Consider the following 26,543-nt stretch of genomic DNA (forward strand, 5'->3'; position numbering starts at 1 on the left):
TGGTGATCTACCCATGGGCAGGTTGAAGCTCCGGTAAAACGGAGTGGAGGACCGAACCGATAAGCGTTGAAAAGCTTCCGGATGACCTGTGGGTAGGGGTGAAAGGCCAATCAAACCGGGAAATAGCTCGTACTCCCCGAAATGTTTTTAGGAACAGCGTCAGGGAACGTATTACGGAGGTAGAGCTACCGATAGGACTAGGGGAGTCACATCCTACCAAATCCTGACGAACTCCGAATGCCGTGATACGGTACTGGCAGTGAGGGCTGGGGTGCTAAGGTCCCAGTCCGAGAGGGAAAGAACCCAGACCTTCCGCTAAGGTCCCCAAATATGTGCTAAGTTGAACAAAGGTGGTCCAGTTGCCGAGACAGCCAGGAGGTTAGCTTGGAAGCAGCTATTCCTTTAAAGAGTGCGTAACAGCTCACTGGTCGAGCGGCAGGGCGTCGATGATAATCGGGCATCAAGCACATTACCGAAGCGAAGGACTGTATCAATACAGTGGTAGGGGAGCATTCCAACAGCGGCAAAGGTATACCGTAAGGTGTGCTGGAGCGGTTGGAAAAGCAAATGTAGGCATAAGTAACGATAAGGCGGGCGAGAAACCCGCCCACCGATAGACCAAGGTTTCCTGATCAACGCTAATCGGATCAGGGTCAGTCGGGACCTAAGGCGAACCCGAAGGGGGCAGTCGATGGACAACGGGTTAATATTCCCGTACCGTACATACAGGTGAAGGAGGGACGGAGCGATGAAATTCCCGCCCGGTGACGGAATACCGGGTTGAAGGGTGTAGGTATTGGCCACACAGTGAAATGCGTGTGGCTAGCCGAACCTGATAGTACCGCAATCCTTCGGGAGCGCGGATAGTGGAGCTAAGGACTTCCAAGAAAATCTTCTAGCGTCAAGCGTATGTATGCCCGTACCGCAAACCGACACAGGTGGTCAAGGAGAGAATCCTGAGGTGCTCGAGTGAATCATGGCCAAGGAACTCGGCAAAATGGCCCTGTAACTTCGGGAGAAGGGGCGCCTACTCGCATCAGTGCGAGAGGCCGCAGTGAAAAGGCCCAGGCGACTGTTTATCAAAAACACATGGCTTTGCGAAGTGGCGACACTAAGTATAAGGCCTGACACCTGCCCGGTGCCGGAAGGTTAAGGGGGGCGTTATCGCGATTTATATTGTGAGAAGCGCTGAACTGAAGCCCCGGTAAACGGCGGCCGTAACTATAACGGTCCTAAGGTAGCGAAATTCCTTGTCGGGTAAGTTCCGACCTGCACGAATGGTGTAACGATCTGGGCACTGTCTCGGCCATGAGCTCGGTGAAATTGTAGTCGCGGTGAAGATGCCGCGTACCCGCAACGGGACGGAAAGACCCCATGAACCTTTACTGCAGCTTAGCATTGGCATTGGGCAAACAATGTGTAGGATAGGCCGGAGGCTGTGAATCGGCGTCGCCAGGCGTTGAGGAGCCACTGTTGAAATACGGCCCTTTGTTTGTCGGATGTCTAACCCGCTAGAGTCGGGGACATTGCTTGGTGGGTAGTTTGACTGGGGTGGTCGCCTCCAAAAGGATAACGGAGGCTTCCAAAGGTTCCCTCAGCACGCTTGGTAACCGTGCGTGGAGTGCAATAGCATAAGGGAGCTTGACTGCGAGGCCGACAAGCCGAGCAGGGTGGAAACACGGGTATAGTGATCCGGCGGTACCGTATGGAAGGGCCGTCGCTCAAAGGATAAAAGGTACTCTGGGGATAACAGGCTGATCTCCCCCAAGAGCTCATATCGACGGGGAGGTTTGGCACCTCGATGTCGGCTCGTCACATCCTGGGGCTGGAGAAGGTCCCAAGGGTTGGGCTGTTCGCCCATTAAAGTGGCACGCGAGCTGGGTTCAGAACGTCGTGAGACAGTTCGGTCCCTATCTGTTGCGGGCGTGGGAAACTTGAGAGGATCTGACCTTAGTACGAGAGGACCGGGTTGGACGGACCGCTGGTGTACCGGTTGTGGTGCCAACTGCACTGCCGGGTAGCTACGTCCGGAAGGGATAAGCGCTGAAAGCATCTAAGTGCGAAACCCACCTCGAGATGAGGTTTCCGTATAGGGTTGTCAGAGACGATGACGTTGATAGGCTGCAGGTGTAAAGTCGGAGACGGCATAGCTGAGCAGTACTAATAGCCCGAAAACTTGCCTGTATGGTTGTATTATCTTTGGTAATGTCGAAAGACCAAAAAAGAACAAGAGCGAATAATCAGATGATATTGTGTGTTCCCTTAGGGAAGCACGAAGATCTTAGGGTGGTACGGCACGGGGGATCCACCTCTTCCCATCCCGAACAGAGAAGTTAAGCCCTGTCGCGCCGATGGTACTGGGGTTACACCCGGGAGAGTAGGTCGCCGCCCGCTTTTATTGACAAGGCCCTCCGCACATGCGGAGGGCCTTTTCTTTTTTATGCCACCACACGGCTCCCCGAAGTAACAGGCCAAACGGAAAGGGGATCAAACCATGTTTCTGTGGTGGACAATTTTCGATGCGCTTTCTTGAAATTTATTCCCTAATAATTATTGGGACAAGGCGCTGTTGGTATGTATTGGGTTTTAGCGTGAATTTATAAGCAGTAGGAAGGTGATTGCTGCTAAAACAATAGGATTGTTTTTGATGTTTACCATGGGCGTTGCCCATGGCTATGGTTGTCATGCCCTTTCAGGGCTTTTGTTATACAAATTGGCTTTTCCATTTAAAGAAAATCTGATTATAGGCTTTATTACCGGTAGGTTTTATTTCTCACGGAACGCCCAGAATGAAGCAAGGCTTTTCTGGGATTTCCAAGTTTTCTGTGGGCACCTATTTAATTTTCCTGTGATTACTGGTATCATTGCGGGTAATCATAAAAGAAAAGAATCAGCGCAAACCATAATCATCTGCGTCATCAGCGTTCTATTATAACCAAATACCATCCCCCGACTTTTCTGCTTTATCCCAAATAGGGCTTAATTCCCCATTTAATAATGGGGTAATTGACTAGATTCAAACCATTCTTATAACTTTCTTTTTATTAAAAAGGTATTTGAATTAAATTAACTGCATGAATCAAATAGCTTTAATTACAGGAGCGACCTCAGGTATCGGTAAGGAGTGTGCCATTGCTTTGGCCAAGTCGGGCTATGATATTATCGCCACTGGTAGAAGAGAAGAAAGACTTAAGGAACTGAAAAGTGAGCTGTCACCACAAATCGACTATACCTATCTGGTTTTTGATGTGCGGGATAAAGCTGCCGTAGATGCTGCCATCGATAGCCTCCCCAAACGTTGGTCGGATATAGATGTATTGATCAATAATGCAGGAAATGCGCATGGGCTGGATCCGATCCACGAGGGGGATACTGCTGATTGGGATGCGATGATGGACATTAACGTCAAAGGGTTGCTGTATGTCTCTAAGAAGATCATGCCGACCATGATTGCCAAAGAGTCAGGTCATATCGTTAATATCGGTTCTATCGCCGCCAAAGAGGTCTATCCTAATGGCAACGTTTATTGCGCCTCCAAGCATGCCGTGGATGCCATCACAAAGGGAATGCGGCTGGACTTGACCAAGTATAATATACGTGTAACTGGCGTTCATCCAGGTTTGGTAGAGACTGAATTTTCCCTGGTCAGATTCAAGGGTGATGAAGAAAGGGCCAAGCATGTTTATGAGGGATTTGAGCCTCTGAAACCACAAGATATTGCCGATATCGTCCACTTTGCAGTCACTAGACCCGCACATGTGGTCATGACAGACATTACTGTTTTGGCAGGTAAGCAGGCCAATAGCAACACCGTTTATAAAGACCAATAATGATGCGGAATCACCTAATTGTCTTACTGGTATCTGTATGTCTTGGATGTAATGGGGGAAAGAATAGTCAATCCCAGCTTGCCTTTGATACGTCTGTAGAAAAATCACTTAACATAGATTCTGCGGAGCAAAGCCAAGTAGCTTCGCCCCTCCGTGATTCCATTGGCCCACTAGAAAAGGGGCTTATAGCTGCTGGGCTTGAAAATGTTAAATCCCACCTTCCTGAAATATACGTAGAGCTGAAATACAGCACAACAGAAAATTTTTTCGGAAAGGATGTGTATGGCCAATTGGTCAATTGTTACTTGCAGCCAGAAGTGATCCAAATGCTCAAAGAGGCATTAAAGAATTTGCAGGAAGTAAACCCGGATTTGACATTTCTTATATATGATGGAGTCCGTCCAAGATCTGTACAACAAATCCTATGGGACGACCTTGATAAACCTGATAGCATTAAACCCTTATACGTGGCCAATCCGCAACGAGGCAGCCTTCATAATTATGGGGTAGCGGTGGACCTGACATTGGCCAACCGCTCTACTGGTAAGCCTTTGGATATGGGGACGCACTATGATTATTTTGGTTACCCTGCTTATCCCGATCGTGAAGATGAGATGCTGGCAGCAGGTAAGATCACTGCCCTGCAAGTCAAAAACAGAAAGATCCTTAGAGCGGCCATGAAGAAAGCAGGATTTACTGAAATCGGATCCGAATGGTGGCATTTTAATGCCTTTAGCCTCCGACAAGCTAAAGAACGCTATGAAATTGTAGAATAGTCAACAATAACTTTAAACCTAAATAAATTTCTATGAATCAATTTAAATGGAAGTCGATGCTATTCGGCTCCTTTTTGCTAATCACCTCCCTGCTGTTTGCAGGTCAGTCATTTGCTCAGCGCGGTCAATTCAAAGCTCTCATCTTCAGCAAGACCCAAGGGTTTAGGCATCAATCCATACCCAATGCCGTAAAAGGCTTGAAGGATATGGCCAAGACCCGTTTGTTTAGCGTCTATGCCACAGAAGATGCTAGTGTGTTTAATGACAAAGCATTGAAGAATTATGATGTTATTATTTTGGCAAGCACGACAGGAGATATTCTATCCGATGATCAAAAAGAGGCATTTAAGCGCTTTGTGCAAAGTGGAAAAGGAGTGGTAGGTATCCATAGTGCCACAGATACAGAATATAATTGGGAGTGGTACACCAAATTGATCGGTGGACAATTTATGCACCACCCTTCGCAACAAAGCGCCAGACTAAATGTAGTGGACAGAGACCATCCTGCCACCTACCACCTAAATGAAAAGTGGCTTTGGACAGATGAGTGGTATGCTTTTAAAAACTTCAATGAAAATGTCCACATACTTATTCAGTTGGATGAGACATCTTATGATCCTGGCTCCAAGGATGGGGAATCAATGGGGATGGGAGAAGTACATCCGATGTCTTGGTACCATGAATATGATGGTGGGAGGGTGTTTTATACAGCCTTAGGCCATGTGGATTCGGCTTATGAAAATGATGATTTTATGGATCATCTTTATGGAGGAATCTGGTGGGCAGCCACAGGTTACCCTATTCAGTGATTAGTTAATAGCTCTCTGCGCGATGAACGATCTTTTGCAGTGGTACCTCATATATGTCATGACCTCCGCTGTAATGGATCGTTTCTTTTTTTATGTTCATCTGCGAAAGGATCTTTGCTTGCTCGAGCTTTCGGTCATCAGTCAGAAACTCATCGCTATCACCCTCCACAGACCAAACTTTAGTTTCTGACAATTTTGATGAAACCATACCAAAATCCATATCGTGAGCAAACCCACCTCCCCAAAGAATCAAGCTTTTTATGGGATAGGAAAGTTGTGCGGCCCACCGAGTGGCAGTAGCGCAGCCCTGCGAAAAACCCAAAATGTGAACCGACGGAAGATCGGTGAATCGTTCTAAATTCCTGGCCAGTACCTGGTTTAAAAAACGATGATTGTTGGCAATGGCATTTTTCCTTTCATGTTTGGTCATCCAGTTAGCACCTACTCGACCAGAATAGCCTTTTAAATAACCGTGGTTTTGCGCTTCTGGGGCAATAAAAAGGCGCTTTTCGTTGAATTGATTTTTGAATTTCCTAAGGAAATAAGGTGCCAATTGACCGTATCCATGTAAGAGTATCCAAAGGTTCTTTTCCTCTCCCAAGGGCAATTGGGAGGTTGCGTATGCGCCGATGGATTCATAAGATACATGTTGGTACATGGTGATTTAGCTGGTTAGATCATCAAACTTGAACGGAAGCAATTGGCTTATATTTTCTGCCTTGAGGATATTTCCTTCCGGTGTGAGCATTAGAATTTCTATGGCTTGGTCAAATTTAAGCTCATACTCATTAATGGTTTGGCGACACAGCCCACATGGGGAGACCGTAGCATAATTTGACTCTTGGCTTCGCTTGGCCACAATCATGATTTTCAAAGGTTTTACCTTCGGGAAATTGGCGTTGGCATATCCCAAAAGTGTCCTCTCTGCACAAACGCCGACAGGAAATGAGGCATTTTCTTGGTTATTTGCGGTCAGGATCTGTCCGTCTTCCAATAACAATGCCGCGCCTACATTGAAATTGGAGTACGGGGCATAGGCATTTTCCAAGGCTTTTTTTGCCTTATCCAACAGCTCCACTTCCTGTTCGGTGAGCTCACTCATTTCCAGTAAATCCAATACTACTTTCTGTTCAATTCTTTTTCCCATTAAATGGATGTTTAGTGTGAGAGCTGAAAAGCAATTTAACAGCTTTTTATGAAAGCTAAATACACAAAGACTTCCAAAGGTATTTATTTCTCGCCAAATCCGCTGTGACCACAGAATTGAATCAGGGCAAATGCATTAGGAATCGTTATGAGGTTAATATGTAAAGCAGATAAAAGTGCCAGCGGTACGGGTGGTACCTGACCTACACGGAAATTGTTTGCCATCAATATACTAAATGCGTTTGGGCTAGAGCGGAATAAGCCATAGCTGCGGATTTACACTTTTATTTAAAACGTCGTATACTTTGCCATTCAAGACTAATTTCCACTAAAATATTTTAAGGTCAAAGATTAAATGTCCATCTTCATATAACCCAAAGTGATAAAATCGAGATGAAGACTATATTGATCATCGGAGCTGGCAAATCCTCCAAGGTGCTGGTGGATTTCTTGCTGAAGGATTCCCAAGCCAAGGACCGGAAACTGATTCTTGCCGATGTGGACGTGCAAGAGGCTGAAGAGAAGCTTGGTGGTCACCCTGCCGGAACAGCTACGGGCATAGATATTCATGACAGCAAAAGGCTCGGAGCGCTTGTCAAGGAAGCAGACCTTGTGGTTTCCATGGTGCCTGCGTTTTTGCATCCTTTGGTGGCCAAGGTAAGTCTAAAGGAAGGAAAACATTTTTTCTCGGCCTCTTATGAATCCCCCGAAATGAGCGCCTTGGCTGGAGAAATCAAACAGAAAGGACTGTTTTTCTTAAATGAATGTGGCTTGGATCCGGGGATTGACCACATGTCGGCCATGAAGTTGATCGATGCCGAAAAGGAAGAGGGACATGATATCGTCCTTTTCAAGTCCTACTGTGGCGGATTGCTCTCGCCAGAAAGTGAATCGGATAATCCCTGGAAGTATAAGTTCACCTGGAATCCTAGAAATGTAGTCCTGGCAGGACAAAGCACCTCCCGATTTATCAGAAATGGCCGCTACAAATTCATCCCGTACCATATGCTGTTCAGGCGGACTGACCTGGTTACCTTTAAGGAGGTAGGTGATTTTGATGGATATGCCAATAGGGATTCCCTTGGTTATAGAAAAGTATATGGATTGGAAGGAATACCGACGATCATCCGTGGTACTTTACGGCGCGCTGGCTTCTGTAAAAGTTGGGATGTTTTGGTGCAACTGGGGATGACAGATGACTCGTTTGAAATGGACTTGCCACAGGATTTTACTTTGCGCATGTTTACCAATTCCTTTTTGCCTTATGACCCAGTCCACCGGGTAGAAGAAAAGATCATACGATTGTTGCCTTGGGTGGACTCGATGATCGTGGAAAAGTTAGCTTGGCTGGGGCTGTTTGAAGATGCTCCATTGCCTGCATTTAAAGGAAGTCCAGCTAAAATCCTACAATTGATTTTGGAGGAAAGGTGGAAGCTGTCCCCAGCGGATAAAGACATGGTCGTGATGCAACATCAGTTAGAATCCGTAGCTGTAGGAGGAGTAAGGAAAAAGATTGTTTCCAGTATGATCGTCCATGGAGAAAGCCACGAATACACCGCCATGGCCAAGACGGTTGGTCTTTCATTGGCGGCAGCTGTTGATTTGTTTTTAGAAGGAAGAATAAAGGCGACAGGTTTGTATTTGCCCACTAACAAAGAAATTTACCTTCCTATTCTGGACGTGTTGGCAAAGAATGGGATTCATTTTGAGGAGGAGCTTATCCCTTTAGAAGATTAGCAAGAAGTCTTTGAGTAAATATTGGTATTGTTCCGAATAGGTGAAATCCTCGTTTTTGATGCAAATGGTTTTGGAAATTGGCTGATCAGTGGTGGTAAAGGAATAAGCGCAGAGGTGGCGGAGGACTTTGGTGGATGGGCGGTCCCTTAGCTCATGCCAAGCATGACAATGTAGCCCAAAAAAACGTGCGATTTTGTCCAATTCTTTCATTTGTTGGGGAGGTAAGATCACCCAGAAGCTGCCCGATTCGGTATCCAGTAATTTTACCACACCTTTTATCAAATCCCCAAAAGGGAGTTCGTCATTATGCAGTGCCAAATTCCGTTGTGCATTGTGGGATTTGTTATGCTTGGGAAAATAGGGCGGATTGCTGACGATCAGAGAGAATTTTTCTGACGTATCTTTTACAAAATCCTGAAAACGCATTTGAGAGATGGCGATGCGGTCGCACCAAGGGCTTTTGAGTACGTTGTCCTGAGCTTGCTGGGCGGCAGGAGGATCTACTTCAATACCTTGGATCATGGCTTTTTCATACCGTTGTGCGAGCATTAGCGAAATCACGCCAGTACCTGCTCCAATGTCCAATATATTGGTCGGTTGGGCCTGGTCCGTCAAGGCGCCAAGTAGGACAGCGTCTGTACTTACCTTCATGGCGCAATTTTCCTGGTGAACGGTAAACTGCTTAAATCTGAAGTAGGTGTTGGGCATGTGGATAAATGATTGATCGCCATTTTACGATTCAGTCAATGTGTTGCCACGTGAAATGGCTTAGGCTGATTGTGTGCTAGTGGCTCGTTCCTTTTTCATAAGCTTCATCTATGAGAAGTTTGGAAGACTCGGCTGCATTTACAGCCAGTTTGTCACAGCGTTCGTTTTCAGGGTGGCCAGCGTGTCCTTTGACCCATTGGAACTGGGGCTTATATTTGTTGTGCAGCGGGATGTAGCGCTTCCAGAGATCGACGTTTTTTTTGTCTTTGAATGCTTTTTTCTGCCAGCTCCAAATCCAACCTTTGGTGATGGCATCTACCACATATTTGCTGTCAGAGTATACCTTGACAGGTATGCCGTCGACTTTTATTGCTTCCAGTCCTTTGATCACAGCCAAAAGCTCCATTCTGTTATTGGTGGTCATTCTGAAGCCCTCGGAAAGCTCTTTTTCATGCTGCCGATACTTCAAAATAGTTCCGTAACCCCCGTTGCCAGGGTTCCCTTTGGCTGCGCCATCTGTATAAATCAAAATCATGCTTCAAAAGTAAAAAAAATGTCAGCCATTTCTAGCTGACATTTAAAATGTAACACCATGTATTTATTCTCAACAATTAGAAATGGTCAAATATATTGGTCTTGAAAATTTTGATTGCAATTGACAGCAAGATGATTCCAAAAATCCTTCGGAGGACATCCAGTCCCGTTTTGCCAAGTTTTTTTTCTAACCAAGTAGTGCTTTTCAGGACGATATAAACCACCACCAAATTGATCAATATTCCAATTGCAATATTGATCTGGGAAAACTCCGCTTTAAGCGTTAAGATCGTGGTCATCGTCCCTGCACCAGCTATCAGCGGGAAGGCGATCGGAACGATCGATGTGCTGGAGGCATCTGCTTCTGGGTCAGGCTTGAAAATTTCTACCCCAAGGATCATTTCTGCCCCAAGAGCAAATATGATCAAGGCACCCGCAATGGCAAAGTCAGCCACTCCTATCCCAAATAGGTTAAGGATATTTTTTCCTAGCAGAAGGAATAGCACCATAAGGATGCCGGCCACAATCGTGGCTTTCTCTGACTGAATATGCCCCGCCTTACGACGCAAATTGATAATGATGGGAATCGATCCCAAGATGTCGATTACTGAAAACAAGATCAGTGAGACGGAAATAATTTCTTTGAAATCAAACATTACCTAAATTTTTGCGCGAATGTAGAAATTAAGTTTTGAATAATTTCAATTTTAGGGTTAATATTCTTTTAAGAACGTTAATAATTTATCAAACTCTGCATCGGTAATGGCAGGGAAATTGGCTATCCTGAAACTAGTGGGCTTTAAAGGGCCATAGCCACTGCCCATTTGCATCCCGTGCTGTTCTGCGGCTTTTTTGATTTCCTGGATAAATTCTTCTTTGCCAGAAATCCCCATCACGGTTTTGCTCCGGGTGTTGGCATTTTGTACTAGCATCATCAGCTTGTCGGACTGGGCAATGGTATTTTCCAGCTGACGCATACGATCACGAAGCATTTGATCCGTTTCCTGTATCTCGGGACGATCTTCCAAGCTACGCTTCAATAGGTAAATGCCCAGTACATTTGGGGTATAATGTGTTTGGTAATTGGAGGCATTTTGGAGTATAAAGCTCAGGCTGTTGTACCTGCCTGATTCTCCTTTGCGATTACACTTTTCGATGGCCTTGGGTGAAAGGATAAGTAATCCCAGCCCAGCAGGAAGCCCAAAGCACTTCTGCACAGAAGCATACCAAATGTCCGCTACCTTAAAGTCAAGCTCGATACCAGCCATTGAGGAAGTGGTATCCACGGCAATCATCTTGTTCGGAAACTTATTGGCTACTTGCCGGATCAGCTCATTGCGTACCTCGGTCGCATTGGAAGTTTCGTTTTGGGTGATGGCGATCAAGTCAAATTTCTCGTCTATCTCAAGTGAAGCAACATCCAGTTCGGTTTCTGTATCCAGTTTTAAAGATGCTGTTTCATTATTCAAGTGCTGGGCAAAGTTCAACCACTTTTTGCCGAATGATCCGGAATAGATATGAAAGCTGGCTCGTTCTACGATGGATTGGGCAATGATTTCCCAGTTTTCCGTAGCACTGGACGTGAAAAGCAGTTTGTAATCTTCAGGAACATGGAGTTTTTCCTTGATCAGCGTTTCTGTTTCCTGATACATGTTCATGAATGTGGCGCTTCGGTGGTTGGCACTCATGATGCCTTTTTCGAAAGCTTCCTGAAGGTATTGGGGTAATTGGTCATAGACCTTTGATGGTCCTGGAGCGAATGTAATCATTTTTGGTAGGAGTTAATTTTCTAGAAAATACCGAATGCCCAACTCGTAGCCTTTGAGTCCAAGGCCTGAGATCATGCCGATGCATTCTTTGGAAATGATGCTTTTGTGCCTGAATTCTTCTCTTTTGTAGATATTGGAAATATGGATCTCCATTACAGGGGTGGTCACACCGGCGATGGCATCAGAGATCGCCACTGAAGTGTGCGTATAAGCCCCGGCGTTAAGAAGGATCGCATCATATTCGAATCCTACTTCATGGATTTTATCGACAAGTTCTCCCTCGATATTGCTCTGGTAATAAGACAATGTAACCTCGGGGAATGCTGATTTCAGCTGTCCAAAGTAGTCTTCGAACGATTGGCTGCCATAAATTTCCGGCTCTCTTTTTCCCAAAAGATTGAGGTTAGGTCCATTAATGATCAGTATTTCCAAAATATTTAATGGTTTATAGTGTGCTGTCCAAAATTTTGACCAAAGTTAAGCATTGAAAGGAGGATTTGAACAAAAATACGGGGCTTTAATTTTATCTTTGGATGGAAAAATTGGGCTTATGTCGGATACCTGGGAAAATCATATCAAACAATTTGAGCATTATTTAAAAATCGAACGCTCGCTTAGCAAAAACTCCATTGCAGCTTATCGCAGGGACATGGAAAAGCTATCAGTCTATATGAAAACCAATTTTGCAGGGATAACTCCATTGACAACGAAACTGCTACACCTTAGGGCTTTTGTGAATGAGCTGGCATCTATAGGGATTTCCGAATATACCCAAGCAAGAGTGATCTCAGGTGTCAAGGCTTTTTTTAGGTTTATGGTTTATGAAGATAGATTAGAGGAGGACCCGTCCATTTTGTTGGAGTCGCCCAAGCTGGGTAGGAAGCTCCCGGATACACTTAGCTATGATGAAATTGTCCAATTGCTCGAGGGAATAAAGCTTGGAGAACCAGAAGGCCACCGAAACCGCGCCATGTTAGAAGTGCTGTACAGCAGCGGGCTGAGGGTCTCGGAACTCGTTGGCCTAAAACTGGGGATGGTTTACGCCGACATTGGTTTTCTGAGGGTAATAGGCAAGGGAAACAAAGAGAGGCTAGTGCCTGTGGGGAAAGATGCGTTGCGTTATCTAAATCTGTACCTTGAGCAGGTGCGAAATCATCAGAAAATAGCCTCTGGCCACGAAGAGTATGTTTTTCTGAACAGGAGAGGGAAGAAAATGACCCGTGTTATGGTCTTTATATTTATCAAAAAACTGGTAGAAGAAGTCGGTATCAAAAAGAAGGTAAGCCCCCACACTTTCAGGCACAGTTTTGCGACGCACCTGATCGAGGGAGGAGCCGATCTCAGGGCAGTACAGGAAATGCTCGGCCATGAAAGCATTACCACCACGGAGATCTACACCCACTTGGACCGGGAGTACCTCCGGCAAGTGCTGACGGATTTTCATCCCCGGAAGTGAAGATGCTATCCCGATAATTGGAGAAAAAAAAGCCAATCCATTATTATTGGATTGGCCTTGGTAAGTAACGGGACGATTCCCGAACTATGTTTACTCTTCGAGCTTGGTATAAGGAATTTTCATCCTCAAATCCCAGGTACCTGAGTCATTGATTTTGATCCCCCAGCGGATGTAAGCATGGTTCCTGATTTTTCCGGTTTTTGGATCCTTATAGGGCGCCCAGAACTCCTCCCATTCTGCATCAGTCTTAGGACCTTTATCTGCTTGATAAGCCTCCTTGTCCACGATAAAAGTACTTCCTTTGGATAGGTAGTACATTAAATATGTACTACTTCCACTATAGTCCCTGCCATATTGAGGAAAAGGAGGTGCCGGGAGGAAGAAAGATGTCATTTGGTCTCCTTCAACAGTTTCCACGGAGTTGTCATGGTAATTTTGAAGATATCCTGACCCACTTGGGTAAAAGGTGATTTCATCCGCATCTACTGCATTCCCATAACTGTCCTGAATGATCATATTTACTTGAACAGAATTGGCAGGTTCATCACTGACTTTCTGAATAGAGAAATAGGGATTCGTTCCATCCAAAACGCTAGGGATATTGTTATCTTCAGGCCCTGTAATAACCCCAGTATGAGCGATTGTATTGCCATTATCCGAATCCAATAACAAACGAGACCTCATTTCAGTAGGGAACTCTACAGCTTGAAAAGGCTCCAGTTTGATAATAGTAAAGTCCTGAAGAAGTTTTTCTCCTTTTACATTGGATACCGCCACATCCACTTTAAACATATCACCCTCTACAAACTTGGTGGACTGGGTAAATGCAAATTCGCCGCTCACCTCATTCAGCAAAACAGAGGGCTCTTCTGAAAGCTCCAGTTTCTGCTCGGCAAGTGCCAAGGTGGTGTCCGTGTCGCCGTTATATGCCTCTTTCCAAACCCTAATCTCGTGCTTTTCCAGTAGCGCATTGTTTGGGTTGCCATCCATGTCACTAAATCCGACGATCTCCCAACGCAGTGGAGCAGTAGAGTTTTCGGTCATTGGCCGAGCCCCCACGGTAAATGAGCCCCTTGGAACTGAAATGGTGTCCTGAGCGGAGTGAATGCTATCACTTAGGTACCCGATTTCTGGTGGGGTACAGGACACGACCCCTAAAAATGATAACGCTATGATTTGATATATTGTCTTTTTCATGGTTTAGGTCTTTTTAATTTCCTTCGTAGTCGAATAAGATATGATTACCCTGAAGGGCGTGGATAACCCCATTGGTGGATAATAGGTTTGAACTCCTGACACGGATCAGTTCATCATCTACAATCCTGTTCCACTCGTCCCATTCGTCTCCTTTTTTATAGGTATAGAAGACATACTCTGGAAAACTGCTAAGCTTGTCCTCATAGGGCTCCTCATCCCTTGGTTCCAATGAGATCCTTCTTTGCTCCCCATTGATGGCCGTTAGAATATCCCCCTCTAAAGTCATGTCATCTCTGGTGATCTTTCCCGGAAAGATGTATCCCCCCATGTACTTTTCCAATGTATCTGTAGGAATGTCATTTACGGTGTATTCCGCTTCTGGATCCACCTCTCTCATTTCGGCTAGTACCTCATCGACATACCTTTGAATAGAAAGATTGTTGGGAGCAAAGAGAGTGGTTTCACCGTTGACATCATCGATAAGCCCAGCGCGCTCGATCAGTAATGCCAACGTATCCAATTGCGGATGAGATTGTAAGAAGGTATAGGTATCAGTCCCTATTTCTTGGCTGCTCACTCCTCCATCCACTAAGTAGTCATCTTGAATGCATGACATCATGCCAAATGCCATTGCTAGAATATATATGTATCGTTTCATGATATGTCTGATTTTAAGATTCGATTATAAACGTCCTTGCCAGTACTCGGTCTGTACGATGGAAGGGTTTTTGATAATGATACTTGGAGATACTGGCCAGAAATACCCTTTTTTCGCTTTCCTGTCACTGCCCATCCACGACACCCCTTCGAAGTAGTCCATCCGTATCCGGTCAAAAGCAACATGTCCTTCAGCAACCAACTCAATGGCTCTTTCATCAAAAACGGCCTTAATGAGACTTGGGCGATCCGAAGGCCCTTCATACGCAGGAACGCCGGCCTTGCTTCGTACCAGGTCCAGGTCAGATATGGCACTGGCATAATTTCCTTGTCGAGTGTACGCCTCTGCTCTCAGCAAGTAGATGTCTGCCAATCTAAAAATCAAGATGTTTGCTTCTGAAAACACCGCATAGGTATCTTCAGAATCTGGGTCATCAGAGCTCAATGCATATTTCATCGGAAAGGTACTTGGCCCCATATCCTCAAAATCAAAGAAGAAAAGGTCCTTTCGCACGTCCGCATCCCGTTCTGGCTGTGCCATAAACTCAAATCCGTAGAGGTCAGGGTTGCCCACTGGCGCAGTCCCATTGTTCCCTCCAAGGATGGGCTGATTAATTGTGAGTCCAGGAGGTGTGCTGTTGCTATTGGTGACTCGGTACGATTCGTCAACATCTGTGCTGACATTGAGCTCAAAAAGACCGGTTTTAGATTGGCCCCTAACCATGCTTTCAAAACCTTCATTGCCTTCAGCGACATAATCGACCAAGCTCGCATTACTATTATTGATGACAGAAGTGGCTGCATCAATACTTTGCTGAATCAGCTCAGGGTCATCACTATTTCTACCAGCATACCAAAGGGATGCATGGGCTTTCAATGCCTCAGCACTAGCTTTATTGGCAAAAATCGCCCAACGCTGGTTGCTCGGGTTGGAATATTGTAATAAGCTAATGGCCTTGTCCGTGGCTTCAAGGATGTATTGCAACACTTCTTTCTCGTCTGATCGGCCTATTTCCACAATATAACCATCCTCTGTAATCAACTGATCGGAAGTTTCAATGGATTCATGGACAATCGGCACATCGCCCCATATTCTTGCCATATAGAAGTAAGACAATGCCCTTACAAAAGCCGCTTCACCCAATATCCTGTCCTTTTCCTGACTGGTAGCAAACAGCTCTTCAGGCATCCCGTTTACGTATTTTTCTATCGTAAAAGCCCAGTTGGCAGCCCTGTAAAATAACTTCCACTCTGCCGTTTCACCTCGATAAGGAAGACTATAATTCCCGCTGTTTTCGATATAGTCCATTATCCAGAATTGACTGTCCATAAGGGTCATGGCAGGGAATTCACCCCATATCAAGAAACTTGACTGTGTCAAGAGGGCGTTTTTAAGCAGGGCATAAGAACCTGCCAAAGCTTGTTCCGCTTCACTCTGTGAGCTCCAGTACACATCTGGATGAGTGATGGTAATGGGCTCCTGATCTAAAATGCCCGAACAACTGGAAAAACCAATAGTGAAGGCTGTCAGAACTGATAAATATATTTTTTGGAATTTTTTCATGGTGTTCAGTTTTTAGAATCTAGCATCTAGACCAAAGAAATAAGTTTGCGCTTGAGGGTAACCATTACCCAATACATATCCTCGGGCATCCACCATTGAGGCATCTACGACACTCTTGGATTTCTGCCATTGGTAGGGGTTCAACACTGAGATATAAACCCTTAGTCGGCTCAAACCTAAGTTTTTAATAAACGAATCTTTATTGAACATGTGGCCAACAGAAGCATTGGTGATCTTCCAGTAATCTCCACTTTCTATCCATAAAGACTGATTTCCCCTGAAAGCATAAAAGGGTGGCTCGCCTCCACCTGCAGGGAACAAAGCAGGAAAGCGTACCCCTGCAGCACCATCACCCGGCTTTTCCCAGAATGTTTGCTCGCTAAGGTCTGCAAGCCCAAATGTGGCCCAGTCTGTACCGCCTCTGTCGTATCTATCCATGTAGCTGTTCAATACCGTGTTCATAATGTCCGCGCCAAAAGAGAATTGACTGTAGGCTTGCAGGTACCAGCCTTTATAGCGGAGGTCAATATTGAAATTGCCCTGTATATCTGGAACAGGTGAGTATTCCAAGGCCATGATCTGATCACCCGCTTCGTCCAACAAGTAATCTCCATTGATATCTTTCCAAATCGGAAGCCCAGGACGGATAGCAGCCCATGCTGATTTTCCAGTGAGGGGTTCTCCCGTGTAAGGATTGACTGGCAACTGCTCCAGGTTGTCAATGATATAGTCATTGAGGAAGATGTTGTATAAGTTTAGCGGGCGCCCCACGATATAGCCATAGGATCCGATTAGGTAATCCCTGTTGCCATTTGGCAATTTGCTGACATAATTCTCGTTTTTGGCAAAACCAGCAGTAAGCTGAAGTTTCCAGTGGCTGGCTCTGGGGAAAATATCATAACGAATCTGACCTTCCCAACCGTAGTTCAGCACTCCGGCCACGTTAGCCTTGGCCGTGTTATACCCAGAATAGGATGGGAAATCAATATCAAAGAACAGCTGGTCCGTATCCTTATGATACGCATCAAAAGTTAGGTTTAGCCGCTGATCCAGCATCGCTATATCAAAGCCAATGTTCCACTGTTCTGATTCTTCCCAGGACAGCTTGTCATTGCCAATTGAACCATAGTTTGGTATAATCCCTGTTACTCCACCATAAGAGGAGACGTTCATTTGGTTGGTGTTGTATCCTGCGGATGGTGTACCACCATATCCTAGGCTATAGGCGCCAAATCGAAGGTAGTTTTGGCTAAACTGCTTTCCGTTTCTTCCCCAGCTGGCCCGAAGTTTTGCAAAATCCAACCAATGCCCGGCTAGCTCCTTGAGAAATGGCTCGTCCGAAATCACCCAGCCCGCGGATAAGGAGCCGAATTTGGCCCATCGAACATCCTTACCAAATCGAGAAGAACCATCTGTACTGAAGTTTGCACTCAATAAGTACTTGTCCTTGTATTTATAACTTAATCGGGCATAATAAGAAAGAAGGGCATTCTCACTGATGTCCGTATAGCCATCGATATTGTCTTTCTCATACCTGTTGTTGATTACCTGAATGGCATCACTGCCGAAACCTACTGCTGACATCCTCATGTCTTCATACTTGTTATAATCCACCCGATTACCCGCTATAGCAATGATCTCATGATCTCCGAAGGTTTTAAAGTAATCTAAATAGAGGTCGGACGCATGATTCTTCCTAGTGTACAGGGAATAGGCGGCAAACCCATCGCCATTTGGTCTGATGGAGGAAGGCTCATAAAAGTTTTTCTTGTTCAGGTCGTACTGAAAGGTAAGCTGGGAATTAAGCTTCAGACCTTCGATGATCTTCAATTGCGCAAAGTTGGAGAAGGTTACTTTCAGCTGTTCGTCGGTATTGAGCTTTTCGTCCAGCTCGCCCTCCAAGGACTTTCGCTTCGCCTCTGTCAAATAAAACAACGAAGAGTTCAGGCTATTGGGGCTTGTAGGGAGGCTGTTGTCCAAGTTAAAGGATCCTCCTCCTGGGTTTCCCTGGCCGGTTTTGTTTTCGGTAAAAGACGTGTTTACCAGAAATTGGTTCGTAAATTTCTTCCCTACCTTAGTATTTACATGGGCGTTAAGCGTGTATCGCGTAAAGCCTGTGGCCTTCACTACACCTTTGTCATCATTGTATCCAAATGACAAACGGTAATTGGTCTCCTCACTGCCTCCTCTCATGCTCAGGTTGTACCGCTGTGAAACGCCTTTTTGATAAAAAAGGTCTTGATAGTCTACGTTGTTATTGAATGCAGGATTAAGACTGTCCGTCAGCATAATGGGTACCTGATTTGAAAGCAAGAACTCATGATCCCACCATTTTTCAAGCATACCCATTTTTTCTCTTCTTTCTGCTGCCCCGACCAGCATGGGCACCAAATTAGGAATTGGCTGAAATCCTATACTTGTGGAGAAATCAAACTGAGGCTTATCCAAAGCTTGTCCACGCTTGGTTTTGATGATGATCACACCATTCGCCCCTCTTGATCCATAAATAGCAGATGCTGAAGCATCTTTCAATATATCAATGCTTTCAATGTCATTTGGATTCAGTGAAGCCAAATAATCCGTATTGGAAACACCATAACCTGCCAAGTCCTCTAGGGAGGTTTGGACTCCATCGACTACATAAAGCGGGCTACTAAACGCCGTAAAACGCTCCCCACCATCAAGTCCGCTGGATACCGCTGTATTCCCCCTAATGACCAAAGCACCTCTGGCACCTGCTGCTCCACTAATGTTGACGCTTTGGATACCTGTACCCTGCGTACCGATCAGCGTGGCAACATTGGTGACAGGGATGGCTTCCAGCTGTTCACTTTGTATGCTGTTTACAGCACCTGTTACATCCCTCTTGACCACAGATTGGTAACCTACCACGACAAACTCATCCAGATCTGAGGCACTCGATTTTAAAGAAACATTTATTTCCTCTTGGCCAGTCACCGGGACTTCCTGTCTATCATAGCCAATAAAGGAAAAGACCAGGGTTTGCCCCTCCTCCACGGAGATTCGGTAAGATCCGTCTACATCCGAGACCATTCCTTTGGCAGTTCCTTTTATAAGAATATTAGCGGCGGGGATAGGCTCCCCAGAATCGGCGTCAGTGACCTTACCGGTCACCGAAATTGTTTGTGCGGTCGCGAGACCGTACAAACAAAAAGTGCATAGAAAAACGAGTACATTTTTCACCATAATGTTGTGTGTTTAGTTGTTATGATTAGAAGTATTTCTTTTAAAAGAACCCTAGAGGCAAAACTGGATTCTCTGCAAAACCTTAACCCTCGTTATCAAATAAAGCTTTTGGGGAAACGGCTATCTTCCTTTTTGAAATTATAGTAGGGTGAGTGAGTTATAGAAGATTAGCGAGGTTCTTTACAGTTGGGGCAAGGTACCGGCTACTAAAACGTATTAATGGTTGTTTATTTGGTATCGAGATGACCCTGTTTTACATCATTTCATTGCTTGATTTCTAACATTTCTTTTGAATAATTTCGTTTTGTGTTTTATAACGAAAATAAATATAGTAATATCTACCAAAATTGTGCGTTTTTTGAATGAAAAAATTTCAAAACATTATTTATAAATTCTATAATTAAGTATTTGAAAACGATTGAAAAACACAAAAATCACCAAATGAAACCTAAAACATAAGTTATCATGAATAAAAGGTATATCATTGGTATATACTGGTAATAAAAGTATTTTTTAAACCTGACTGATCATCAATTATCTAAAAAAAAGGTATCGAAGCATTTAGCGACAAAAAATAAGGCCGTCCCATAAACTGGAAGCGCACATCCTACAGTGAGAGAATGAATTGCTTACAGTTGTTTTCAAATAATAACAGTAAGTATTCTCAGATTGTAAAAACGATACGATCGTTATGGGACAGCCTATTGGCTACTTGATGGACGCCACTATCTAATCAACCAGGTTAAAATCCTTGTCCAACCAAATTTTCTCATTGGCCGAAAGGGTCACGGATAATTTTTTGTCCTTGTATTGTATGACCTTGGTTTGGTTAGAGGCGCTCGTCAGGCCAAGTTTCAGCAGCTGTCCGCCCTCCCAAATGATATCCACTTCAATGTTGCCTCTGGCTACTAGGCCTTTTATGGAGCCATTTTGCCAGCTTTCCGGCAGGGTAGGTAGTATGCGGAGAAAGCCTTCATGCGACTGGAGTAACAATTCGGCTACACCGGCAGTATAGCCAAAGTTACCGTCGATTTGAAACGGAGGATGTTCATTGAAGAGGTTGTTGGCGGTGGATATTTGTAGGAGTTTGTACAAGTTGTCTTCGGCTGATTTTTTGTCCAATAGTCTCGCATTAAAGTTGATCATCCAAGCGCGGCTCCATCCTGTGCCTGCCCCACCATGTTGGAGGCGGTAGTCGATGGTTTTTTGTGCTCCGGCAAATGCTTCGGGAATAGTTTCAGTGATGTCATCCCCAGGGTGGAGGGCATAAAGGTGTGACATGTGTCGGTGGCCTTTCTCTGGTTCCTCATAGGGTTCGTTCCATTCCAATATTCTACCGTCCGGACCAATGGCCACTCCGGGATACAGCATGCCTATTTTTTCTTCGAGCTCCTCGGTAAAGTCATTTTCGATGGAGAGCACCTTTGCAGCAGCGAGAGTGTTCTGAAACACATCACTAATGATCTGGTGTCCCATAGCTGATCCGTATGAAACCGCTGCAGGATTGCCGTCAGGAGCCAAATAGGAATTTTCGGGGGATGTTTCTGGATAAGAAATGTATAGTCCTGTCTGTTCGTCCTTCTGAAGCCAATCCATATAGAAAGCCGCAAATTCTTTCAGTGCGGGATAGCCTCTATCTTTCAAAAATGTGGTGTCACCCGCAAATTGGAAATGTTCCCAGTAGTGTCTGGAAATCCATCCACCGCCATGGATCCATGCTCCCCAGTAAGCCCTGTTGGCGCGCATCCAAGGAGCTGCCCAAAGGTCAGAGGCATGGTGTACCACCGTGCCACGCTCGATGCCGTATTGATCCTTAGCAGTGACCTTACCCCGCTCTATCAACTGATCCACATAATCAAATAGCGGGAGGTGCATTTCGGAGAGGTTGGCAGGGCCTGCCGGCCAATAGTTCATCTGTAGGTTAATATTAAGGTGGTAATCTGCGTTCCAAGGGGCTTCGATATCCTTGTTCCAAATTCCCTGCAAATTCGCTGGATTGGTGCCGGGCCTGGAAGAAGAAATAAGTAAGTATCTGCCATACTGGAATAAAGCTGCCGCCAATCCAGCATCCTTGGCGCCATCTTGCACCCTTTTGAGGCGCTTATCCGTAGCTAGGCTATCGAGCTCATGGTTCCCTAGATCCAGCTTTACCCTTGAATAGAACTGGTTGAAGTCCGCTACATGGGCAGTGCGTAACTCTTGGTAGCTTTTTGATTCCAACATCTGAAGGGACTGATCATTCTTCGTCTCATAGTTTTCATGATAATATGAAGTGTTACAGACCAAATAAATAATAGCTTCTTTGACCCCTTTTAAGTTTAGGCTGCCATTTCCGGCAGTGGAGGTTCCTCCATTCGGAATCACCTTAAGCTTGGTCTGGAACTTAACGCCATAGTCCAGTGGTGTTGGCTGATCTTCTTTGACCGCTTCATATTGCGTCACTTCTCCGTCCATGACCAACTCATTATCTGATGGGGCATTTACCTGTACAGTGGGGTGGCCAGTATCTTCAGGACGATCTAAGCGAAGGCTAAAATCCATCCCTGCTTCATCCGTGGTGGTGAGCCGAATGGCCAATACGTCATCTACCGCAGAAGCAAAAACCTCTTCGGTGAAGTGTTCTCCTCCAGACTGATAGCTCACCGTGGTCAAGGCATCATCCAAGCTCAGCTTTCGTGAATAGTTCTTGATCTCCCTTTCCCCGCCAAAGTCAATGTACAGGTCTCCCATGGTCTGATGGGAACGTACGATCCCCTTGTAAGAAAACATATCGATGATGCTTTTGTCCGCTTGGTGAACCTTTCCGTCCTTCACCAGTTTCCGAAGCTCAGCCAAATCTGCCGGTGTACCTTTGCTATCTCCCCAATCGGCAGCTCCAGGCCACATGGAGTCCTCGTTAAGTTGGATCCTTTCTGTGTTTGTCTGCCCAAAGACCATGGCTCCTAGTCGTCCATTGCCCACTGGTAAGGCTTCTTCCCAAGCAGTGGCGGGCTGTTCATACCAAAGTGTGGTCGTGGAAGAGTCTTCTTGCGGGGTGGAAGTAATGGGTGAGCAGGAAAATACTGCGCTACACGCCAAGAAACCAAGGGCCAAAGTAATTCTATGCATCATGAAGGATTTTTTGTACATCTATATGTCAAATAAAAACTGAAAGCGGTTAAGCAGGTAAATATAAATAAAATAGCATTCAAGCCTCAAAGGATTTTCTCTAGTGCATTGCCAGATTTCAATATTATTTTTGCCTTCCGGCTTTAACTTACTCCATGTAGGTGTGACGGCGCAAGAGCTGGCTGACTTTGAAGCAAATTCAGTTGGCAATACCAGAGGCAGTGGCGTAGATAGGTTAATGCATATTCCGGGTTTAAGTGAAGTGACGGTTTATATTTACCTAAATGAGTGCCTTGAATAGCGGCTTGTAATTCAGGCTTTAGTAGCTTTAGGGAAAGGAGGATTCATAATTGATTTGTATATAATGATTCCTCGATCATGAAGGTTTCGTCTAATTCAATTAATTTAGCGGATAAATTAATCGACAATGTCCGTGTACAAATCCCTTTTAAAGCCATTTTTATTTAAGAAAAGTGCCGAGGAAGCGCATCATTTCACCTTTTCATTGACCAAGAACACCTTTAATTGGCCTTTGGTGAAGGGTATGATCAAAAGCCTATATGGGTATGAGCATCCCTCACTGGAGCGAGAGGTGTTTGGACTACGGTTCAAGAACCCTGTAGGGCTTGCGGCGGGATTCGATAAGGACGCGAAGTTGATTGATGAAATGGCCATGCTTGGTTTTGGCTTTATAGAAATTGGGACGTTGACACCAAAACCCCAAGAGGGAAATCCCCCGCCTCGTTTGTTCCGTCTTCCTGAGGATGAAGCATTGGTCAATCGAATGGGCTTTAACAACGGTGGGGTGGATGAAGCTGTGAAACGGTTGAAAAAAAGGAAATCCAAGCTGCTGATCGGGGGCAATATTGGCAAAAATAAAGTGACGCCAAATGAGCTGGCCGAGTCGGATTACCTGTACTGCTTGGATGCCTTACATGCTTATGTTGATTATTTTGTGGTGAATGTAAGCTCACCAAATACCCCAAATTTAAGAGACCTCCAAGAAAAAGAGCCACTGCAAAAGCTGTTGGCCAAGGTAAAGGAACGAAATGATCAGAAAGAGCATCCTAAACCGATCTTACTGAAGATAGCCCCAGACCTTACCGATGGACAGCTGGACGATATTATTGATATAGTAAAAGAAACCAAAATCGACGGTGTCATCGCGACCAATACGACCATTGATCGATCTGGCTTAAGAACGGATGCAGGAAAGGTGGAAGCACTGGGAGCAGGAGGAGTAAGTGGCAAGGTTCTTGGCAAAAGAAGCACGGAAGTGATCCGCTACTTGGCTGAGAAATCAGGAAAGGCTTTTCCTATTGTCGGTGTGGGAGGGATTTTTAGCGCTAAAGATGCCATAGAAAAGCTGGAAGCGGGGGCTTCACTGGTACAGGTTTACTCAGGGATGATTTATGAGGGGCCTGGTTTGATGAAAGCCATCAAGAAGGGCTTGAAGGAGCATTATGACAATTGATGCTTGGATAATTTAGTCGATTACAATTAATTTACCGTATTTCACCAGGGACATATTGAAGAATTATGGCTTCAAATACATATAAATCAAATACTTTCAGGAAAAAGGAAAAAGCCAAAAAGAAGAAAAGCTCCTTTAACTTTTCATTGGGAGCATTAAAAGACAAGAAAATAGGGCTGTCATTCGGGATACTGTTTATGATGATAGGACTGTTTCTGTTTTTTGCTTTTTTGGGTTACCTGTTTACTGGCCCAGCTGACCAAAGTGTGGTGACAGGTGGTGATCCTGAAATCTCCTTACGGAAAAACGCTGCCGAAGCACGAAATTGGTTGGGATATGCTGGTGCTTACGTTTCGCATTGGCTGATATTTCGGTGGTTTGGCTTGGCTGCCTTTTTATTGCCGCCATTCTTGTTTTTACTTGGCTTCAAATGGGCCTTTAAGAAATCCCTTATCCCCATGACACAGTACAGTGCGTTTGGACTGTTCTTTGTATTTTGGCTGGGGCTGTTGCTGGGCTATGTGGTACATATTCTGAAAGGCTTCAGCTACCTACAGTTTTTGAGTGGAGGATTTGGCTATGAAATGGCCGTGCTAGCGGATGAATTCCTAGGCTGGGGAACGTTTATCTTGATTTTTGGATCACTGCTGATCTTTGTGGTGTTTTTCTTTAATATCACGCATATTGACTGGCTGCAGAGTGATTTAAAAGCTGATGACCCAATTCCTGATCATGAGCCTTCAGCTCCCGTCGCAAAAGAGGCAAGGGGCAGCAAGGAGCCTATCGAGGAAGAAATGGTCCAAGAGGATGAGCTTATGGTAGAGGAAGAAGTGCAAGAGGAAGAGGATGAACAAAGCTGGACCATCAAGTCCAAGCAACCTGAGAAGAAGAAAGCACCAGCTTCTGAGCCTACATTCAATATTGAAGAGCTCGAAACTGCCGATGATATCCAAGAAGAAGAAAAAGCAGCTGACGACAAGAAGTTTACCGTAGAGACTGGTACACATGAAGAAAAGAAAGTCAGTGAAGTAGAAAACCTGGATCCTTATGACCCTACGCTTGACCTGCCAAGTTACCAATACCCGAGTATTGACCTGCTGAATGAGTATGATCAGCAGAAAGTGACGGTAACACGCCAAGAGCTGGAAGAAAACAAAAACAAGATCGTCGAAACCCTGGTCAATTTTAAGATCGGTATTCAAGAGATCAAAGCGACCATTGGTCCCACGGTGACACTCTATGAGATTGTCCCTGATCCAGGGGTGAAGATTTCCAAGATCAAAAACCTGGAAGATGACATCGCCCTGAGTTTGGCGGCACTGGGGATTAGGATCATCGCGCCCATTCCTGGAAAAGGCACCATTGGTATAGAAGTCCCCAACAAAAACAGGGAACTGGTAGCTGCTGGATCCGTGCTGGGAACGGAAAAATTCATGAAAAGCGATAAAGACCTCCCTGTAGCACTGGGCAAAACCATTAGCAACGAAGTCTTTGTCTTTGACCTTGCCAAAATGCCCCACCTGCTGATGGCCGGTGCCACGGGGCAGGGTAAGTCCGTTGGTCTGAATGTGATCTTGGCATCACTGGTGTACAAGAAGCACCCCTCGCAATTGAAATTTGTATTGGTCGATCCGAAGAAAGTGGAATTGACCCTGTTCAATAAGATAGAACGGCATTTCCTTGCCAAGCTGCCCAATGCCGAAGATGCGATCATCACCGATACCAAGAAAGTCATCTACACGCTAAATTCCCTGTGTATCGAGATGGACAACAGGTATGATCTTCTGAAAGATGCGGGCTGCCGAAACCTGAAAGAATACAATGCCAAATTTGTAGCGCGTAAACTCAATCCTGAAAAAGGACATAAATTCATGCCTTATATTGTGCTGGTCATTGATGAATTGGCGGACTTGATGATGACGGCAGGTAAGGAAATCGAAGCGCCCATTGCTCGTTTGGCGCAGCTGGCGAGGGCAATCGGGATTCACTTGGTGGTGGCCACCCAACGACCTTCCGTCAATGTGATTACCGGTATCATCAAAGCGAACTTCCCTGCAAGGCTTTCTTTCCGTGTGACTTCCAAAGTGGACAGTAGGACCATTCTGGACGCAGGAGGAGCCGAACAGCTCATTGGTATGGGGGATATGCTCTTGTCCCAAGGATCTGATGTGATCCGGATACAGTGCGCTTTCTTGGATACTCCAGAGGTAGAACGGGTCTGTGAGTGGATAGGTGAGCAGCGAGGATACAGTGACGCCTACCTTTTGCCTGAATTTGAAGGCGAGGATGGGGACAGTAATGTCGGAGAAGTGGATTTGTCTGATCGTGACCCTCTTTTTGAAGATGCCGCTAGGTTGATCGTCATGCATCAGCAAGGAAGCACATCGCTGATTCAGAGGAAGTTAAAACTTGGATACAATCGTGCTGGCAGAATTATCGACCAATTGGAAGCCGCCGGTGTGGTGGGGGCTTTTGAAGGGAGCAAAGCAAGGGAAGTATTAATTCAAGACGAAGTTAGTTTGGAACAGTTATTGAGTAGCCTCTAAGAGCGAGAGCTTATTAACTGGATTA

Annotated in this window: 20 protein-coding genes and 2 rRNA genes (1 of these 22 running past the window's edge); 10 read left to right on the forward strand and 12 right to left on the reverse strand. The window is 45.2% G+C overall.

Features of this window, described 5'->3' with window-relative positions:
* The 6 genes from DN752_RS14945 to DN752_RS14970 all read left to right on the forward strand — a co-directional run.
* Nucleotides 1–2,184: ribosomal RNA gene (locus DN752_RS14945) — 23S ribosomal RNA — on the forward strand; it begins 704 nt to the left of the window's first position.
* Nucleotides 2,185–2,282: 98 nt separating this feature from the next.
* Nucleotides 2,283–2,394 (forward strand): 5S ribosomal RNA (gene rrf / locus DN752_RS14950).
* Between the two features lie 220 nt (nucleotides 2,395–2,614).
* Nucleotides 2,615–2,935 (forward strand): hypothetical protein, encoded by a 321-nt coding sequence (locus DN752_RS14955; RefSeq protein WP_162633225.1) that lies wholly within the window; start codon nucleotides 2,615–2,617, stop codon nucleotides 2,933–2,935.
* Between the two features lie 139 nt (nucleotides 2,936–3,074).
* Nucleotides 3,075–3,830, forward strand: coding sequence for an SDR family NAD(P)-dependent oxidoreductase (locus DN752_RS14960; protein WP_112784694.1), 756 nt, complete (start codon nucleotides 3,075–3,077; stop codon nucleotides 3,828–3,830).
* Complete coding sequence (locus DN752_RS14965; RefSeq protein WP_394337158.1) at nucleotides 3,830–4,606, forward strand: M15 family metallopeptidase; 777 nt, start codon at nucleotides 3,830–3,832, stop codon at nucleotides 4,604–4,606. The genes DN752_RS14960 and DN752_RS14965 overlap by 1 nt, the downstream gene beginning before the upstream one ends.
* 32 nt (nucleotides 4,607–4,638) lie before the next feature.
* Nucleotides 4,639–5,415 carry a ThuA domain-containing protein gene (locus tag DN752_RS14970; protein WP_112784696.1) on the forward strand — a complete coding sequence of 259 codons (777 nt, stop codon included), beginning with the start codon at nucleotides 4,639–4,641 and terminating at the stop codon, nucleotides 5,413–5,415.
* A gap of 4 nt (nucleotides 5,416–5,419) precedes the next feature.
* Here DN752_RS14970 and DN752_RS14975 read toward each other — a convergent pair whose 3' ends face one another.
* Both DN752_RS14975 and cdd read right to left on the reverse strand, forming a co-directional pair.
* Complete coding sequence (locus DN752_RS14975; RefSeq protein ID WP_112784697.1) at nucleotides 5,420–6,073, reverse strand: alpha/beta hydrolase; 654 nt, start codon at nucleotides 6,071–6,073, stop codon at nucleotides 5,420–5,422.
* Between the two features lie 6 nt (nucleotides 6,074–6,079).
* Nucleotides 6,080–6,562, reverse strand: a complete 483-nt coding sequence (gene cdd / locus DN752_RS14980; protein ID WP_112784698.1) for a cytidine deaminase — start codon at nucleotides 6,560–6,562, stop codon at nucleotides 6,080–6,082.
* A 392-nt stretch (nucleotides 6,563–6,954) separates the two neighbouring features.
* On the opposite strand from cdd, the gene DN752_RS14985 reads away from it, so the two are divergent.
* Entirely contained in the window at nucleotides 6,955–8,298 is a 1,344-nt protein-coding gene (locus tag DN752_RS14985) for a saccharopine dehydrogenase C-terminal domain-containing protein (RefSeq protein WP_112784699.1), read from the forward strand.
* Here DN752_RS14985 and DN752_RS14990 read toward each other — a convergent pair.
* The 5 genes from DN752_RS14990 to aroQ all read right to left on the reverse strand — a co-directional run bounded on the left by DN752_RS14990 (nucleotide 8,287) and on the right by aroQ (nucleotide 11,741).
* Nucleotides 8,287–9,006, reverse strand: coding sequence for a tRNA1(Val) (adenine(37)-N6)-methyltransferase (locus DN752_RS14990; protein ID WP_112784700.1), 720 nt, complete (start codon nucleotides 9,004–9,006; stop codon nucleotides 8,287–8,289). The two genes, DN752_RS14985 and DN752_RS14990, sit on opposite strands and share 12 nt — an antisense overlap.
* 76 nt (nucleotides 9,007–9,082) lie before the next feature.
* A complete protein-coding gene (rnhA, locus tag DN752_RS14995) occupies nucleotides 9,083–9,541 on the reverse strand; it encodes a ribonuclease HI (RefSeq protein ID WP_112784701.1) in 459 nt (152 codons plus the stop codon).
* Between the two features lie 76 nt (nucleotides 9,542–9,617).
* Nucleotides 9,618–10,196: a MarC family protein gene (locus DN752_RS15000; protein ID WP_112784702.1), complete on the reverse strand. Its 579-nt coding sequence runs from the start codon at nucleotides 10,194–10,196 to the stop codon at nucleotides 9,618–9,620.
* Between the two features lie 57 nt (nucleotides 10,197–10,253).
* Nucleotides 10,254–11,309: an aminotransferase class V-fold PLP-dependent enzyme gene (locus DN752_RS15005; RefSeq protein WP_112784703.1), complete on the reverse strand. Its 1,056-nt coding sequence runs from the start codon at nucleotides 11,307–11,309 to the stop codon at nucleotides 10,254–10,256.
* Between the two features lie 12 nt (nucleotides 11,310–11,321).
* Nucleotides 11,322–11,741, reverse strand: coding sequence for a type II 3-dehydroquinate dehydratase (aroQ, locus tag DN752_RS15010; RefSeq protein ID WP_112784704.1), 420 nt, complete (start codon nucleotides 11,739–11,741; stop codon nucleotides 11,322–11,324).
* A 118-nt stretch (nucleotides 11,742–11,859) separates the two neighbouring features.
* Between aroQ and xerD the strand changes: the two genes are divergently transcribed.
* Nucleotides 11,860–12,765 (forward strand): site-specific tyrosine recombinase XerD, encoded by a 906-nt coding sequence (gene xerD / locus DN752_RS15015; RefSeq protein ID WP_112786569.1) that lies wholly within the window; start codon nucleotides 11,860–11,862, stop codon nucleotides 12,763–12,765.
* A 90-nt stretch (nucleotides 12,766–12,855) separates the two neighbouring features.
* Here the strand turns inward: xerD and DN752_RS15020 are convergent, their stop codons facing one another.
* The 5 genes from DN752_RS15020 to DN752_RS15040 all read right to left on the reverse strand — a co-directional run bounded on the left by DN752_RS15020 (nucleotide 12,856) and on the right by DN752_RS15040 (nucleotide 22,501).
* The gene (locus tag DN752_RS15020) at nucleotides 12,856–13,962 is read right to left on the reverse strand and encodes a DUF5007 domain-containing protein (protein WP_112784705.1); all 1,107 of its coding nucleotides are present in this window, start codon (nucleotides 13,960–13,962) and stop codon (nucleotides 12,856–12,858) included.
* Nucleotides 13,963–13,975: 13 nt separating this feature from the next.
* Nucleotides 13,976–14,620, reverse strand: coding sequence for a fasciclin domain-containing protein (locus tag DN752_RS15025; RefSeq protein ID WP_112784706.1), 645 nt, complete (start codon nucleotides 14,618–14,620; stop codon nucleotides 13,976–13,978).
* Between the two features lie 24 nt (nucleotides 14,621–14,644).
* On the reverse strand, nucleotides 14,645–16,183 hold the full coding sequence (locus DN752_RS15030) for a RagB/SusD family nutrient uptake outer membrane protein (RefSeq protein ID WP_112784707.1): 1,539 nt from the start codon (nucleotides 16,181–16,183) through the stop codon (nucleotides 14,645–14,647).
* Nucleotides 16,184–16,195: 12 nt separating this feature from the next.
* On the reverse strand, nucleotides 16,196–19,390 hold the full coding sequence (locus tag DN752_RS15035) for a SusC/RagA family TonB-linked outer membrane protein (RefSeq protein ID WP_112784708.1): 3,195 nt from the start codon (nucleotides 19,388–19,390) through the stop codon (nucleotides 16,196–16,198).
* A gap of 729 nt (nucleotides 19,391–20,119) precedes the next feature.
* Nucleotides 20,120–22,501, reverse strand: coding sequence for a glycoside hydrolase family 95 protein (locus DN752_RS15040; RefSeq protein WP_245949237.1), 2,382 nt, complete (start codon nucleotides 22,499–22,501; stop codon nucleotides 20,120–20,122).
* Between the two features lie 430 nt (nucleotides 22,502–22,931).
* On the opposite strand from DN752_RS15040, the gene DN752_RS15045 reads away from it, so the two are divergent.
* A complete protein-coding gene (locus DN752_RS15045; protein WP_112786571.1) occupies nucleotides 22,932–23,972 on the forward strand; it encodes a quinone-dependent dihydroorotate dehydrogenase in 1,041 nt (346 codons plus the stop codon).
* A 65-nt stretch (nucleotides 23,973–24,037) separates the two neighbouring features.
* The gene (locus tag DN752_RS15050) at nucleotides 24,038–26,518 is read left to right on the forward strand and encodes an FtsK/SpoIIIE family DNA translocase (protein ID WP_112784709.1); all 2,481 of its coding nucleotides are present in this window, start codon (nucleotides 24,038–24,040) and stop codon (nucleotides 26,516–26,518) included.
* Nucleotides 26,519–26,543: the final 25 nt, after the last annotated feature.

Source organism: Echinicola strongylocentroti, from assembly GCF_003260975.1.
Taxonomy (GTDB): Bacteria; Bacteroidota; Bacteroidia; order Cytophagales; family Cyclobacteriaceae; genus Echinicola; species Echinicola strongylocentroti.